This is a genomic window from Mycobacterium sp., from assembly GCF_032162605.1.
GTDB lineage: Bacteria > Actinomycetota > Actinomycetes > Mycobacteriales > Mycobacteriaceae > Mycobacterium.
The window spans coordinates 1-14,293 of sequence record NZ_JAVROT010000357.1 but is presented as its reverse complement, the minus strand read 5'-3'; the positions used below and the strand labels follow the sequence as shown (position 1 = coordinate 14,293).

General features: G+C 67.1%; 14 protein-coding genes. 8 read left to right on the top strand and 6 right to left on the bottom strand.

Annotated features, from left to right (window positions below):
- Window positions 1-931 (bottom strand): phytoene desaturase family protein (locus tag QOI01_RS20195; RefSeq protein WP_526384061.1); only part of this gene is annotated, 931 nt, incomplete at its 3' end.
- Window positions 883-1,299, bottom strand: a complete 417-nt coding sequence (locus tag QOI01_RS20190) for an FAD-dependent oxidoreductase (RefSeq protein ID WP_526384059.1) — start codon at window positions 1,297-1,299, stop codon at window positions 883-885. The genes QOI01_RS20195 and QOI01_RS20190, both read right to left, overlap by 49 nt.
- Window positions 1,300-1,467: 168 nt before the next feature.
- Here QOI01_RS20190 and QOI01_RS20185 point away from each other — a divergent pair, with 168 nt between their 5' ends.
- The 5 genes from QOI01_RS20185 to QOI01_RS20165 all read left to right on the top strand — a co-directional run bounded on the left by QOI01_RS20185 (window position 1,468) and on the right by QOI01_RS20165 (window position 9,814).
- Window positions 1,468-1,944, top strand: a complete 477-nt coding sequence (locus QOI01_RS20185; RefSeq protein ID WP_526384057.1) for a single-stranded DNA-binding protein — start codon at window positions 1,468-1,470, stop codon at window positions 1,942-1,944.
- Window positions 1,945-2,012: 68 nt separating this feature from the next.
- Complete coding sequence (gene ettA / locus QOI01_RS20180; RefSeq protein ID WP_526384055.1) at window positions 2,013-3,686, top strand: energy-dependent translational throttle protein EttA; 1,674 nt, start codon at window positions 2,013-2,015, stop codon at window positions 3,684-3,686.
- 133 nt (window positions 3,687-3,819) lie between these two features.
- On the top strand, window positions 3,820-8,691 hold the full coding sequence (locus QOI01_RS20175) for an NAD-glutamate dehydrogenase (protein ID WP_526384053.1): 4,872 nt from the start codon (window positions 3,820-3,822) through the stop codon (window positions 8,689-8,691).
- Complete coding sequence (locus tag QOI01_RS20170; protein WP_526384051.1) at window positions 8,688-9,101, top strand: acyl-CoA thioesterase; 414 nt, start codon at window positions 8,688-8,690, stop codon at window positions 9,099-9,101. The genes QOI01_RS20175 and QOI01_RS20170 overlap by 4 nt, the downstream gene beginning before the upstream one ends.
- Window positions 9,098-9,814 carry a DUF8010 domain-containing protein gene (locus QOI01_RS20165; protein ID WP_526384049.1) on the top strand — a complete coding sequence of 239 codons (717 nt, stop codon included), beginning with the start codon at window positions 9,098-9,100 and terminating at the stop codon, window positions 9,812-9,814. Before QOI01_RS20170 ends, QOI01_RS20165 begins: the two co-directional genes overlap by 4 nt.
- Here QOI01_RS20165 and QOI01_RS20160 read toward each other — a convergent pair.
- Both QOI01_RS20160 and QOI01_RS20155 read right to left on the bottom strand, forming a co-directional pair.
- Window positions 9,811-11,379: a glycoside hydrolase family 13 protein gene (locus QOI01_RS20160; RefSeq protein ID WP_526384047.1), complete on the bottom strand. Its 1,569-nt coding sequence runs from the start codon at window positions 11,377-11,379 to the stop codon at window positions 9,811-9,813. The genes QOI01_RS20165 and QOI01_RS20160 overlap by 4 nt on opposite strands.
- A 21-nt stretch (window positions 11,380-11,400) precedes the next feature.
- The gene (locus QOI01_RS20155; protein ID WP_526384045.1) at window positions 11,401-11,805 is read right to left on the bottom strand and encodes a globin; all 405 of its coding nucleotides are present in this window, start codon (window positions 11,803-11,805) and stop codon (window positions 11,401-11,403) included.
- Between the two features lie 192 nt (window positions 11,806-11,997).
- On the opposite strand from QOI01_RS20155, the gene QOI01_RS20150 reads away from it, so the two are divergent.
- The 3 genes from QOI01_RS20150 to QOI01_RS20140 are packed head-to-tail and all read left to right on the top strand — an operon-like array spanning window position 11,998 to window position 13,356.
- Window positions 11,998-12,642 (top strand): HNH endonuclease signature motif containing protein, encoded by a 645-nt coding sequence (locus QOI01_RS20150; protein WP_526384043.1) that lies wholly within the window; start codon window positions 11,998-12,000, stop codon window positions 12,640-12,642.
- Between the two features lie 26 nt (window positions 12,643-12,668).
- On the top strand, window positions 12,669-12,890 hold the full coding sequence (ctaJ, locus tag QOI01_RS20145; protein WP_526384041.1) for an aa3-type cytochrome oxidase subunit CtaJ: 222 nt from the start codon (window positions 12,669-12,671) through the stop codon (window positions 12,888-12,890).
- The gene (locus QOI01_RS20140; RefSeq protein WP_526384039.1) at window positions 12,877-13,356 is read left to right on the top strand and encodes a DUF5130 family protein; all 480 of its coding nucleotides are present in this window, start codon (window positions 12,877-12,879) and stop codon (window positions 13,354-13,356) included. The genes ctaJ and QOI01_RS20140 overlap by 14 nt, the downstream gene beginning before the upstream one ends.
- 138 nt (window positions 13,357-13,494) lie before the next feature.
- Here QOI01_RS20140 and QOI01_RS20135 read toward each other — a convergent pair whose 3' ends face one another.
- Window positions 13,495-13,635: a hypothetical protein gene (locus QOI01_RS20135; protein ID WP_526384037.1), complete on the bottom strand. Its 141-nt coding sequence runs from the start codon at window positions 13,633-13,635 to the stop codon at window positions 13,495-13,497.
- Window positions 13,636-13,891: 256 nt separating this feature from the next.
- Window positions 13,892-14,293: ERAP1-like C-terminal domain-containing protein (locus QOI01_RS20130; protein WP_526384035.1), on the bottom strand; the 402-nt coding region annotated here is incomplete at its 5' end.

The following is a 14,293-nucleotide window of genomic DNA, read 5'->3' as shown; positions in this document are numbered from 1 at the left end:
AGTAGGGATCGGTGGTCAGGCGTGGCCGAGCGACGAACTGCCGCAGATCCATGGCGCCGCCGTTGATGTCACCGCCGACGAGGTTCGCATCGTGGGCGCGCAACTCCCGAGGATTCCGGACGTGCATTCCGACGATGCGCTCACGGAACCCGGGTGCGAATCGCTCGATCTGTCGGAGGATCGCCTCGGTCGCATCGCCGGTATAGCCTTGTGGCACATGGGCGTACGAATAGACGGGGTGGATATCGCCCACCGAACGACCCGGGTCCATCAGGTACTGCTGGGCGACGAGCACGAACGGGCGCTCCGGCATGCGCCCCGCGGCCGTCGCGCGTTCGGCAGCCACCACCTCGTCGAACGAGCCACAGACGTGTACGGTCCCGGCCGCGCGGCAGAATTCGTTGAGCCAGGGCACCCCGCCGGCCACGGCCAGATCTACCTTGTACGCGCCCGCGCCGTGTCGAAACCTCTTGTAAGCACGTCGAATCCGAGCTGGTAGTGCGTCGCCGAGGATGTCGGCGACCGCCCCCGGGGGCAGGTCGAACATGACGATGTCAGCGGTCGGAAGATCGGCGCGCGACGTCACGCGTTGCCCGGTCTCGAGGGATCCCCCCATGGCCGCCAGCGTCGATGCCATTCCCTCCGCGAGACGTGCGACACCTCCCTTGACGCTTGGCCACCCGTATCGGTGTGCGACCGCACCGAACATCAACGCCACCCCGGACGTGGGTGGCCGGGTCAGCGGAGTCCACGCGTGTGCGGCATTGCCCGCCCACAGTGCGCGCACCTCGTCGGTGCGCCAGCGCCGCGCGAAGACGGTCGCCGGAACCAGTGCCTTCGCGCCGAACGACGCCATCCGCACGGGGTGCGCCGGAATCCCGATCAGAGGACCAAAGACGTCGGGCGCCAGCTCGTGGAAGTGAGTCGCCAAGGGCTCGAAGAGCCGTCGTAGGCCCGGCCGTCGACGCCCATGTGTCGCTCGCCGTCATCGAAGGACCGGGTGAGGACGCCGGCTCGACCGCCATCGATGGGATGTGCGAGGTCGACTTCGGGCCAGGCCCAATCGACACCGTGCGACCCCAGGTCGAGGCTCTGCATGAAGGGCGACGCCAACGCGGTGGGAACGATCGCGACGCAGTCGTCATGCAGGACGCCGGGCTCTGTCCGTTCGCCGGAGCTCAGGCCGCCGCCGATCACGTCGGATGCCTCGAGGACGGTGACGTCGACGCCTTCGCGCGTGAGTGTGATGGCGGCCGCGAGACCGTTCGGACCCGATCCCACCACCACCGCCCGGACCATGGCGACCAAACTAGCGGTCCGAAGTCATCCACAGTCTGCGGTTCATCCACAGGATGCCGCCTCACCGGTTCGTCCGACACCGAGACGTCGGCCCCCCAGCGGTGAATGGGCTCAGCAGCGGGACACACCCGTTGCCCAACCCAAGAGAACCGCTGAAGGGAAACAACGATGTTCGAGACACCGTTCGTCATGGTCGGCACAATCGTCACCGACCCCATCCACCGCCGGGTCGGGGACCAGCAAGTCATCAAGTTCCGCGTCGCGAGCAACTCCCGCCGCCGTACCCCCGACGGCGACTGGGAGCCCGGCAACTCCCTGTTCGTCAACGTCAACTGCTGGGGTCGACTGGTCAACGGCGTTGCCGCGCTGATCAAGGGTGATCCCGTAGTGGTGGTCGGCCACCTCTACACCAGCGAATACGACGACCGCGAGGGCAACCGGCGCTCCTCGGTCGAAGTGCGGGCCACCGCCATCGGGCCGGACCTAGCCCGCAGCACCGTGCAGATCCAACAGCGCAAGCGTTCCCATGCTTCCCCAAACGCCGAATCCGCCGAATCCGCCGATGCCACGGAAGCCGACGAGACCACCGCCGACGACAGCGAGAACGACGATGCCGATGACGAGGGGCTGCCTCTGACTGCGTAGCGCCGACGGCCCGCGCCTACGATGGTCTGCGAGCAATACCCGCAGACCGGAAAGGCAATACCCAAAGCATGGCTGAGTTCATCTACACGATGAAGAAGGTCCGCAAGGCGCACGGTGACAAGGTCATCCTGGACGACGTCACGCTGAACTTCCTCCCCGGAGCCAAGATCGGCGTCGTCGGTCCCAACGGTGCCGGTAAGTCGAGCGTCCTGAAGATCATGGCCGGCTTGGACAACGCCAACAACGGCGAAGCGTTCCTCGCGACCGGCGCCTCGGTGGGCATCCTCATGCAGGAGCCGAAGCTCAACGAGGAAAAGACCGTCCGCGAGAACGTCGAGGAGGGCGTGCCGATCAAGGCCAAGCTCAACCGGTACAACGAGGTGGCCGAGCTGATGGCCACCGACTACACCGACGAGCTGATGGAGGAGATGGGCCAGCTCCAGGAACAGCTGGACGCAGCGGACGCCTGGGACCTGGACTCCAAGCTGGAACAGGCGATGGACGCACTGCGCTGCCCGCCGCCCGATGAGCCGGTCACGCATCTGTCGGGCGGCGAGAAGCGGCGGGTGGCGCTGTGCAAGCTGCTGCTGTCCGAACCCGACCTGCTGCTGCTCGACGAGCCCACCAACCACCTGGACGCAGAGAGCGTGCTGTGGCTGGAGAAGCACCTCGCCGACTACAAGGGCGCCATTCTGGCCGTCACCCACGACCGGTACTTCCTGGACAACGTCGCCGAGTGGATCCTGGAACTCGACCGCGGCCGCGCGTACCCCTACGAGGGCAACTACTCCACCTATCTGGAGAAGAAGGCCGAGCGGCTCACCCTGCAGGGGCGCAAGGACCAGAAGCTGCAGAAGCGACTCGTCGAGGAGCTCGCCTGGGTGCGCTCCGGGGCCAAGGCCCGGCAGGCCAAGAACAAGGCTCGCCTCAGCAGGTACGAGGAGATGGTCACGGAGGCGGAGAAGACCCGCAAGCTCGACTTCGAGGAAATCCAGATCCCGATCGGCCCGCGACTGGGCAATCAGGTCGTGGACGTGGCCAACCTCGACAAGGGCTTCGACGGCCGAATCCTGATCAAGGACCTGTCGTTCACGCTGCCGCGCAACGGCATCGTCGGCGTCATCGGCCCCAACGGTGTCGGCAAGACCACGCTGTTCAAGACGATCGTCGGACTCGAGGAGCCGGACAGCGGCATCGTCAAGGTCGGCGAGACCGTCAAGCTGAGTTACGTCGACCAGAACCGCGGCGGCATCGACCCGAAGAAGAACGTCTGGGAGGTCGTCTCCGACGGCCTGGACTACATCGAGGTCGGTCAGAACGAGGTGCCGTCCCGGGCCTACGTCTCGGCGTTCGGCTTCAAGGGCCCGGATCAGCAGAAGCCAGCCGGGGTGCTCTCCGGTGGTGAGCGCAACCGGCTGAACCTGGCGCTGACGCTCAAGCAGGGCGGAAACCTGATCCTGCTGGACGAGCCGACGAACGACCTGGACGTCGAAACGCTGAGCTCTTTGGAGAACGCGCTTCAGCAGTTCCCCGGTTGCGCGGTGGTCATCTCGCACGACCGGTGGTTCCTCGACCGCACCTGCACGCACATCCTCGCCTGGGAGGGCGACGACGACAACGAGGCCAAGTGGTTCTGGTTCGAGGGCAACTTCGGCGGCTACGAGGAGAACAAGCTGGAAAGGCTGGGAGCGGATGCGGCGCGTCCGCATCGCGTCACGCACCGCCGGTTGACTCGCGATTGATCCGGCGGGGTAGCGGCGCGGGCCCCCGGGGGCTACCGATCCGGCGGGGTAGGAGCGAAGCGACCCGGGGGACAACTAGTGTCACACTCGCGGGCCAGCGTCGGCACGCGGGCGTGAGGCAGGAGCGATCGGCATGACGACGGTGAATCCTGGAGTCCCAGGCCAGCAGCGCGGCGACGGTCAAGCTGAGACCACCGTCATCGACACCGAGCGGACGAGCGAGCTGGCGAAGGCGTACCTCGCGACGCAACAGGGTCCGCACGATGACGCGCCTGCCGCTGATTCGTCGGTGACGATGCCAGTCGACGTCTTGGTGTCACCTGCTCTGCTCGCCGCCCACGCGCGGGTCGCCGTGCAGCGGTCCAGTGGTGACACGAAGGTCGCTGCCTACGCCGCCGACGATCCCAGCGGCGTCGGTCCGGCGATCCAGATCGTCACCGACCAGAGTGCCATGCTGATGGACACCGTCACGGTGCTCCTGCACCGGCTCGGCGTCGCGTACTCCGCGATCATGAACCCCGTGTTCCGCGTCCGTCGGAACCCGGCCGGGGAGCTGTTGGACGTATACCCCGCGGCCGACCCCGGTGCGCCGACGGATGGCGTCGACGAGACGTGGATTCACGTTCAGCTTTCGCCTGCCGCAGACGCCAAGGCCGTCGCCGAGGCGGTGGCGCTGCTCCCCAACGTCCTCGGCGACGCGCGGCAGGTGGCGCTGGACACGGCTGCGCTCAACGCCGCGCTGGTCGGCCTCGCAGGCACGCTGGACTCCGACCGGGCGGGGCACTTCCCGTCCTACGACCGTCGGGACGTCGCGGCACTGCTGCGCTGGCTCGCCGACGATCACTTCGTCCTGCTCGGCTACCAACGATGCTCGGTGAACGACGGCCGGGCCACCGTCGACCCACCCAGCAGGCTGGGGGTGCTGCGGCTGCGCACCGACGTCCTGCCCCAGCTCACCGGTGAGGACGATCTGCTGGTGCTGGCACAGGCGACGTCGCCGAGCTACCTGCGGTACGGCGCGTACCCGCACATAGTCGTGGTCCGCGAAAGGCCGCCCGGTAGAACCGCCATCGAGCACCGGTTCGTCGGGTTGTTCACCGTCGCCGCCTCGAATGCAAACGTTCTGGAGATCCCGCTCATCTCGCGGCGCGTCAACGAGGCGCTCGCTCTGTCACACGGGGACAACAGCCATCCCGGGCAGCTGACCCTGGACATCATCCAGACGATTCCGCGGTCCGAACTCTTCTCGCTCAGCGCGCGACAACTCCTGGACATGGCCAACGCCGTCGTGGACCTCGGGTCGCGACGGCGTGCGTTGCTGTTCCTACGCACCGATCAGCTCTCACACTTCGTGTCCTGCCTGGTGTATCTGCCGCGTGACCGGTACACCACCGTGGTCCGCCTCGCGATGCAGGACCTCCTGGTTCGCGAACTGGGCGGCGAGAGCATCGAATACACGGCTCGCGTGAGCGAGTCACCGTGGGCGGTGGTGCACTTCACGGTGCGCCTGCCGGACGACGTTTCGCCCGCCGACGTGGATACGTCACTGGAGACCGAGACCAGGATCCAGAATCTGCTGACTGAGGCCGCGCGCACCTGGGGAGACCGGCTGATGGGGTCCGTGCGGACGGGCGCGATCACCCCCGCCGCCGCCGAGCACTATTCGGTCGCCTTCCCAGAGGTCTACCGTCAGGCGTTCACGCCGCACGACGCAATCGGCGACATCGCCATCATCGAACAGTTGCAAGACAACTCGGTCAAGCTGGTGTTCGCCGACGGTGGGGAGGGCCAACCAGCCAACCTGACGTGGTACCTCGCAGGCCGGTCGGCGTCCCTGAGCGTTCTGCTCCCGATGCTGCAGTGCATGGGCGTGGTCGTTCTCGAGGAACGCCCGTTCACCGTCACCAGGGCAGACGGCATGCCGGTCTGGATCTATCAGTTCAAGATCTCGCCACACCACTCGATTCGGGACGAACAGGACCCCGCCCAGCGTGAAGCCACCGCGATGCGGTTCGCCGATGCGGTCACCGCGATCTGGCACGGTCGGGTCGAGATCGACCGCTTCAACGAACTGGTGATGCGGGCGGGGCTCACCTGGCAACAGGTCACGGTGTTGCGTAGTTACGCAAAGTACCTGCGGCAGGGGGGTTTTCCCTACAGTCAGTCACACATCGAGACGGTCGTCAACGACAACGCAGGCACTGCGCGAGCCCTGGTCGAGCTCTTCGAGGCGCTATTCGACCCGGAGGAGGCGCAGTCGGAAGCCGGCAAGATGCGTGACGCATCGGCGGCCGCCGTCGCCGTCGCGCAAGGCATCGATGCGTTGGTCAGCCTCGACACCGATCGGGTCCTGCGGGCGTTCGCATCGATGATCCAGGCGACGCTGCGCACCAACTACTTCGTCACCGGACCCGATTCAGCCCGCAGCCAGGGCGTGTTGTCGATCAAGTTGAATCCCAGCCTGATCGACGAATTGCCGCTGCCCCGACCGAGATACGAGATCTTCGTGTACTCGCCCCGGGTCGAGGGCGCGCACCTGCGGTTCGGAAACGTGGCCCGCGGTGGCCTCCGCTGGTCGGACCGCCGCGAGGACTTCCGCACCGAGATCCTCGGGCTGGTCAAGGCGCAAGCGGTGAAGAACGCCGTCATCGTGCCCGTCGGCGCGAAGGGCGGCTTCGTCCTCAAGAAGCCGCCCACCTCGACCGGCGACGCCGCCGCCGACCGCGACGCGCTACGCACCGAGGGCATCGCCTGCTACCGGTTGTTCATTTCCGGCCTGCTCGACGTCACCGACAACGTCGACACAGCAACCGGCGTCGTCAACCCGCCCGAAGGCGTCGTCCGCCGGGACGGAGACGACGCCTACCTGGTCGTGGCCGCCGACAAGGGCACCGCGACGTTCTCGGACATCGCCAACGACGCCGCCAAGTCCTACGGCTTCTGGCTGGGCGACGCGTTCGCCTCCGGCGGATCCGTGGGCTATGACCACAAGGCGATGGGCATCACCGCCAAGGGCGCGTGGGAATCGGTCAAGCGGCACTTCCGCGAGATCGACGTCGACACCCAGACCGAAGACTTCACGGTGGTCGGGGTCGGCGACATGAGCGGCGACGTGTTTGGCAACGGCATGTTGCTGTCCAAGCACATTCGGCTGGTCGCGGCATTCGACCATCGCCACGTCTTCTTGGACCCTACCCCCGACGCGGCGAGCTCCTGGGTGGAGCGCAGCCGGATATTCGAACTGCCGCGTTCCAGCTGGGACGACTACGACCGCACCCTGATCAGCTCCGGCGGAGGCGTCTACAGCCGCGAACACAAGTCGATCCCGATCAGCCCGCAGGTCGGTGCCGCACTCGGCCTCGCCGACGAGGTCGAGGAGATGACACCCCCGGCACTGATGAAGGCCATCCTGCAGGCCCCGGTCGACCTGTTCTGGAACGGTGGCATCGGTACCTACGTCAAAGCGGAGTCGGAGTCCGACGCCGACGTCGGTGACCGCGCCAACGACCCGGTGCGGGTCAACGGAAACGCCGTGCGTGTCAAGGTGATCGGCGAGGGTGGCAACCTCGGCGTCACGCAGCGCGGTCGCATCGAGTTCGAACTCAACGGTGGGCACGTGAACACCGACGCACTGGACAACTCCGCGGGCGTCGACTGCTCCGACCACGAGGTCAACATCAAGATCCTCGTCGACTCCCTCGTCACCGGGGGCCAGGTCAGCGCCGACGAGCGCACCGGCCTGCTGATGTCGATGACCGAGGAGGTCGGGGCGCTGGTCTTGGAGGACAACGCCGCGCAGAACGACCTGATGGGCACCAGCCGCGCCAACGCGCCGGGACTTCTGCCGGTGCACGCCCGCCAGATCAAGGCGTTGGTCGCCGACCGAGGTCTCAATCGGGAACTGGAGGCGTTGCCGCCGGAGAAGGAGATCCGCCGGCGCACCGAGGCAGGCCTGGGTCTGACGTCGCCCGAGCTCTCGACCCTGATGGCGTACGTGAAGCTGGCGCTCAAGGACGAGCTGCTCGCCGGCGAGTTACCCGATCAGGAAGTCTTCGCGGCCCGGCTGCCCGACTACTTCCCACACCAGCTTCGGGACCGCTTCGGAAGTGAGATCCGCTCGCACCAGCTGCGCAGGGAGATCGTCACGACGATGCTGGTGAACGACCTCGTCGACACCGCAGGCATCAGCTACGCCTACCGCATCACCGAGGACGTCGGCGTCGGACCGGTCGACGCGATGCGGTGCTTCGTCGCCACCGACGAGATCTTCGGCGTCGGCGACGTGTGGCGGCAGATCAGGGCGGCGGGCGACGCCGGAGTGTCCGTGGCGACGACGGACCGCATGACGCTGGATCTGCGCCGCCTCATCGACCGCGCCGGACGCTGGCTGCTCAACTACCGCCCACAGCCGCTCGCCGTCGGCGCAGCGGTCAACCGGTTCGCCGCGAAGGTGGCCGATCTGACGCCGCGCATGTCGGAGTGGCTGCGCGGCGACGACCGCGCCATCGTGGCGAAGGATTCGGCGGAGTTCATCGCACAGGGCGTTTCCGAGGAGCTGGCGATGATGGTGGCGACTGGGTTGTACCAGTACAGCCTGCTGGACATCATCGACATCTCCGACATCGTCGACCGCGATCCCGTCGAGGTGGCCGACACGTACTTCGCGCTGATCGACCACCTCGAGGGCGACAGTCTGCTCACCGCGGTGTCGCGTCTGGCCCGCGACGATCGGTGGCATTCCCTGGCGCGCTTGGCGATTCGCGACGACATCTACGGTTCGCTGCGGGCGCTGTGCCTCGACGTGCTCGCCGTGGGTGAGCCGGACGAGACCGCCGATCAGAAGATCGAGGAGTGGGAGCTGTCCAACAGTTCCCGCGTGACCCGGGCCCGTCGCACCCTCGCCGAGATCTACGAGGACGGCGAGAAGGATCTGGCGACGCTGTCGGTGGCCGCGCGTCAAATCCGCAGCATGACCAGGACGAGTGGGACGGGAACTTCGGGGTGACGGAGCGATTCACCACGCCGGTGCCCGTGCGCTGGTCCGACATCGACATGTATCAGCACGTCAACCACGGAACGATGGTGACGATCCTCGAGGAAGCGCGGGTACCCTTCCTCACCGAGCCGTTCGCAGGAGACTTCGACACCACCGGGTTGTTGATCGCGGAGGTCAAGGTGACCTACAAGGGACAGCTGCGACTCGCGGATTCGCCTCTGCAAGTGACGATTTGGGTCAACCGCTTGCGCGCGGTGGACTTCACGCTCGGCTACGAGGTGCGGTCGGTGCTGGCGGATCCGGACTCCAAACCGGCGGTCCTCGCCGAGTCGCAGTTGGCGGCGTTCCACATCGAGGAGCAGCGCCTGGTTCGATTGGCGCCGCACCACCGGGAGTACCTGCAGCGCTACCAGCGATGAGCGTTCTCGGCGGCAACGCTGGGGGTACCCCCGCTTGCGGGGGAGACCGCGGGCTCTGGCTCGTCGACGCCGCGCACCGCGAGGACCTGGCGACGTTCGTCGAACGGGCGATTCGCCTCGACGACGCCAGCGTCATCCGGCTGCGCGAACGCGATGCCGGGCATGTCGTCGCTTGGGTGGCAACGGGTTTCGACGTCCTCGCGAGCAGGGTGGTGGGTGGACGGGTCAAACCCGCCGATCTGTCCGTCGGTGCCGACGGGCTCGCCAGGGCGCTGCCCGCGATGGATCGCTCCGGATTCGTGGAGCCGGGTTTCGCGATGGATTCGGCGTGGCGTGGGATGCTGCCGCCGGAGACCGGCTTCGTCCACCTCGACGACGTGCCGGCCAGGGTGGTACTCGACCTGGCGCAGCGCGGGGTCTCACTGGCCAAGGAGTACGGCAGTGCCCACGGCCCGCCCGCGTCGCTGCTGGATCAGGAAGTGGTCGCGGTCAGCTCCGGTGACACCAGCGTCGGCATCCCGATGCGGTGTGTATTCGCCTTGACGGCAATGGGTTTCCTCCCGCAGGCGAAGACAACCGACCAGTTCGCGCCCGAGTCGGTGGCGGCCGACGAGGTGGTGCGCGTCCGGGTGCTGCCGACGTGGCTTCGTGTGGACGCGCGGTTCGGCACCGTGTACCGCCGCCGCGGTGACCCCGCCGTCGTCCTGCGTTAGCGCACCCAGGCCGCGGCGGCGGGTGGGAGCTCGCCGTCGACCACGGCGGCGCTCGCGATCAGCAGGTCGCCGCGGGGGAGCGGGACCGGTGAGGGACCCGCGTTCAGCACGCACGTCACGCCGTCGTCGCCTCGAAGGATCACCACGTCCGATGGCGAGTCGAGGAATTCGACGGCACCGCCGACCGACTGCCGTTCGTGGCGCAGTTCGATCGCACGACGAAAGAACCCGAGCGTCGAGTCGGGGTCGCGCTCCTGTGCGGCGACCGTGAGGGCGGCCCATTCGGGCGGCATCGGCAGCCACACGTCCGTCGATTCCGAGAAGCCGAACGGTGGCGCGTCGCCCGACCACGGCATCGGCACCCGGCAGCCATCCCTGCCGCGCTCCTCGTATCCGGATCGTTCCCACACGGGGTCTTGTAGGACCTCGTCGGGGAGCGCGACGTTGGGCAGGCCGAGCTCCTCGCCGTTGTAGACGAAAACGGCACCCGGCAGCGCCAGCATCACCAACGCCATCGCCCTGGCCTTGGCGAGCCCCTCATCGCCGCCTCCGTACCGGCTGACTTCCCGCTCGACGTCGTGGTTGGACAGCGTCCAGGTCGCCGGCGACCCAGCGAGCTCCGCGGCGGCCAACGAGTTCTCGATCGCTTCCCGGACCTCGGCGGCGTCGAACTCCGCCCGCACCAGGCGGAAGTTGAACCCGAGGTGCAACTCGTCGGGCCGCAGGTACTTCGCGAACTCGTCGTTGTCGAAGACCCAGATCTCACCGATCGCCACCGCGTCGGGGTACTCGTTGAGCACCGAACGGATGCCGCGGTGGATGTCGTGCACCCCGTCGTTGTTGAACCGCGGGTCGTCGTCGGTGTTGCGCAGCAACGTGGACTCGGTCAGCGTCATGTCGGGCAACCCCGGGGGTTTGGCCATACCGTGCGCCACGTCGATGCGGAAGCCGTCGACGCCGCGCTCCAGCCAGAACCGCAGCGTCTTCTCCAGGTCGTCGAACACCTCGGGGTTGTCCCAGTTGAGGTCGGGTTGTTCGGGGTCGAACAGGTGCATGTAGTACTGGCCGGGGTTGCCGTCGGGTTCCACGACCCGGGTCCACGCCGGGCCGCCGAAGATGGACACCCAGTTGTTCGGCGGATGAATTCCGCCGGGACCGGTGCCCTCCAGGAAGATGTACCGCTCGCGCTGCTCGCTCCCCGGACCCGCCGCCAACGCGGCCTGGAACCACGGATGTTGCGAACTGGTGTGGTTGGGCACCAGGTCCATCGTCACCTTGATGCCGACGGCGTGCGCGGCCTCGACGAGGCGGTCCAGCGCGCCGATCCCGCCGAACAGCGGGTCGACGTCACGGGGGTCGGCGACGTCGTAACCGTGGTCGGCCATCGGCGAGACCGTCACCGGGTTGAGCCAGATCGCATCGACGCCCAGCTTGCTCAGATGATCGAGGTGGTCGACGACTCCGTCGAGGTCACCGACGCCGTCACCGTTGCTGTCACTGAACGACCGGGGATACACCTGATAAAAGACGGCGTGGGGCCACCACGCCTCGCGGGACTGGGTCACGTTCACCCATCCTGCCTCAAATCAGAACGGCGAGTTGATCATCGACTCCGCGGCCATCTGGAGGTACTCCAGCAGGGCGCGCCGGTGGGCATCGTCGAGCGTCTCCGAGTCGATCTCGGCGACGGCGGTGTGCATGCAGCGCAACCAGGCGTCGCGTTCGAAGGGGCCGACCCGGAACGGCGCATGTCGCATCCGAAGTCGGGGATGGCCGCGTTGCTCGGAGTACGTGCGGGGTCCGCCCCAGTACTGCTCGAGGAACATGCGCAGTCGTTCCTCGGCGCCGTCGAGGTCGTCGGCCGGGTACAGCGGTCGAAGGATCTCGTCGTCACGGACCAGTTGGTAGAACGTCGACACGATGGTCCGGAACGTCTCGGCACCGCCGACTTCGTCGTAGAACGAGTGGGGTTGTTCCGTCACGGTACCCATTGTCCCTTCCGGTGGGCAGGAGCGGAGCGACGGGGGAGTTGGTCCGGTGGGCAGGAGCGGAGCGACGGGGGACGCTGCAGCCACGGCAAACACGGAGACGTCACCGTAAGTTCATCGACGCGACCTGCGAACACAGCAGGAATTGACGTGCGATCGGTGCAAATCCATGGTCCACTGTTTAATGGAGGACGTATGTCGCAGCGAAGGAGAAGCCGCGGGTATCTGACCGCGGCTGGTTCATCTGGGCCGTCGGTGCTTGCTGCGCACTCTCTTCCCCTCTCCCGAATCGACGCCCGACCGCCCTCCACCGACGGCAGCGTCTGGGGCCGTCGACGGGTGCTCCTGCTGAACTCCACCTACGAACCTCTCGCCGCGTTGCCTGCCCGACGCGCCGTCATCATGCTGCTGTGCGGCAAGGCCGACGTCGTGCACGACGACCCGACCGGGCCGGTGATCCATTCCGCGACGCGGGCGATCACGGTGCCATCGGTGATCCGGCTGCGATCCTACGTGCGAGTGCCCTACCGGGCGCGGGTCCCGATGACACGCGCGGCACTGATGCACCGCGACCGGTTCCGCTGCGCGTACTGCGGCGCCAAGGCCGACACCGTCGACCACGTGGTGCCGCGTAGTCGCGGGGGCGAGCACTCCTGGGAGAACTGCGTCGCGGCGTGCGCGAACTGCAATCACCGCAAGGCGGATCGGCTGCTCGGCGAACTGGGTTGGGCGCTGCGCTCGGTACCGCTTCCGCCGAAGGGACAGCACTGGCGGCTCCTGTCCTCGGTGAAGGAACTCGACCCCGCGTGGGTGCGATACCTGGGTGAGGGAGCGGCTTGAGTGGCCATTGAGATACGGTTTGCGACGTGAGCATCGCACTGACCCATTCGCTCCTCGGCGGGGTTCCGCTGCTGTTGACGTTGGTACTCGCGTTACTGATCTATAGGCGAAGGGGCCCGCACCCGGCGACCTTCGAGATGACCGACGAGTGGACGCACGCACCGATCCTCTGGGCGGCCGAGGAACCGGCCGATCACGGCCATGGCTCGCATCTGACCGTGGGAGGTGGCGCAAGTGGCAAGTGGTGAGCACTCGACCGAGCTTGCGAAGGTCAGCTCCGAGGCGCTGCCCTACGGCTTCGCGTACACCACCAGTGGACGCATCTCCGGAGTCACCGAGCCCGGTGAGCTGTCGGTGCACTACCCGTTCCCGGTCAAGGACCTCGTGGTCCTGGACGACGCGCTGAAGTACGGCTCGCGCGCGGCCAAGGCACGCTTCGCGGTGTATCTGGGCGACCTCGGTCCGGACACCGCGGCCACGGCGCGCGAGATCCTGGCCAAGGTGCCCACGCCGGACAACGCGGTGCTGTTGGCCGTCTCGCCGAACCAGAAGGCCATCGAGGTGGTTTACGGGTCGGAGGTCAAGGGTCGCGGCATCGAGGAAGCTGCACCATTGGGCGTCTCGGCGGCTGCGGCGTCGTTCCAGGAGGGCAACCTGCTGGACGGGCTCATCAGCGCCGTGCGCGTGCTGAGCGCAGCCGTCTCACCCCGCTGACTCTTTCCTGCGCGAGCGTGCGTGTCTGCTCGCGACATGCCGCTGGTCATCGGCATTTCACGCACGGTCGGCGGTGACTGTGTCAGGAAACGACGAAGCCGGTGACCTGGTCGGGTCACCGGCGTTGAAAGTCGTCCGTCAGCTGTTGTCGTCGTGCCGCTGAGCGATCGCCAGCAGCTCTTCACGCACTGTTGAATCGGGAAGTGCGTGTATCCGCGCGTAGAGGCGGCGCCGGTTCATCGTGCGCGTCAGGTCTGCCCGCAACTGCGCGAAAGACATCGTTCCCACTCCTTGGTTGTGCTCCGGATCACAGAGCAGGGGTTGCTGTGCGCCCGTCGAAATGAGGATCACCCCTTTGGCGGACTACTCGATGATCCATGTTAACTCCGTGTAAATCAAACTCTGACGTGTGATTTTGCGCTCACTAAGAGCTCAAAGACATGGCCGACCGCGGTCCGCTATCGATCCAAGCTGCACTATGTCGGTGGCCTAAAATGTTTGCTGGCAACGACAGTCCGGCGAGCTGTGCCGGGGCCTAGGTGACGTCGAACGCCCGCGCCCGCAGCGCCCGCTCCACACCCGCGCGGCCCTCGATCACCAGCCGGCGCAACGCGGGCGGCACCTCACCGGCCAGGAATCGGTCGGCAGCCGCGAGACCCGCCTGGCTGACGTTCGACGAGGGGTACAGCCCGATGACCACCGTCGGGGCGACCTCGCTGGACCGTCGCTCCCATAGACCGGAGATGGCGTCGAAGTACTTCGCGGTGAACGGCTCGAGCAACGCGGCCTGGCCGGGCTGGACGAATCCGCCGACGATGGCGCGGGTGGTGACGTTGGCGAGGGTGTCGTCCTCGACCACCTGCTGCCACGCGGCTTGCTTCACCGCGGCCTGGGGTCGAGCGGCCGAAGCCGCCGCCGCGTTGCGCCGTCCCGCCGC

Coding starts and splice junctions, on each gene's coding strand:
- QOI01_RS20190 (WP_526384059.1), bottom strand. CDS start 1,299: ATGGTCCGGGCGGTGGTGGTGGGATCGGGTCCGAACGGTCTCGCGGCC.
- QOI01_RS20185 (WP_526384057.1), top strand. CDS start 1,468: ATGTTCGAGACACCGTTCGTCATGGTCGGCACAATCGTCACCGACCCC.
- ettA (WP_526384055.1), top strand. CDS start 2,013: ATGGCTGAGTTCATCTACACGATGAAGAAGGTCCGCAAGGCGCACGGT.
- QOI01_RS20175 (WP_526384053.1), top strand. CDS start 3,820: ATGACGACGGTGAATCCTGGAGTCCCAGGCCAGCAGCGCGGCGACGGT.
- QOI01_RS20165 (WP_526384049.1), top strand. CDS start 9,098: ATGAGCGTTCTCGGCGGCAACGCTGGGGGTACCCCCGCTTGCGGGGGA.
- QOI01_RS20155 (WP_526384045.1), bottom strand. CDS start 11,805: ATGGGTACCGTGACGGAACAACCCCACTCGTTCTACGACGAAGTCGGC.
- QOI01_RS20150 (WP_526384043.1), top strand. CDS start 11,998: ATGTCGCAGCGAAGGAGAAGCCGCGGGTATCTGACCGCGGCTGGTTCA.
- QOI01_RS20135 (WP_526384037.1), bottom strand. CDS start 13,635: ATGTCTTTCGCGCAGTTGCGGGCAGACCTGACGCGCACGATGAACCGG.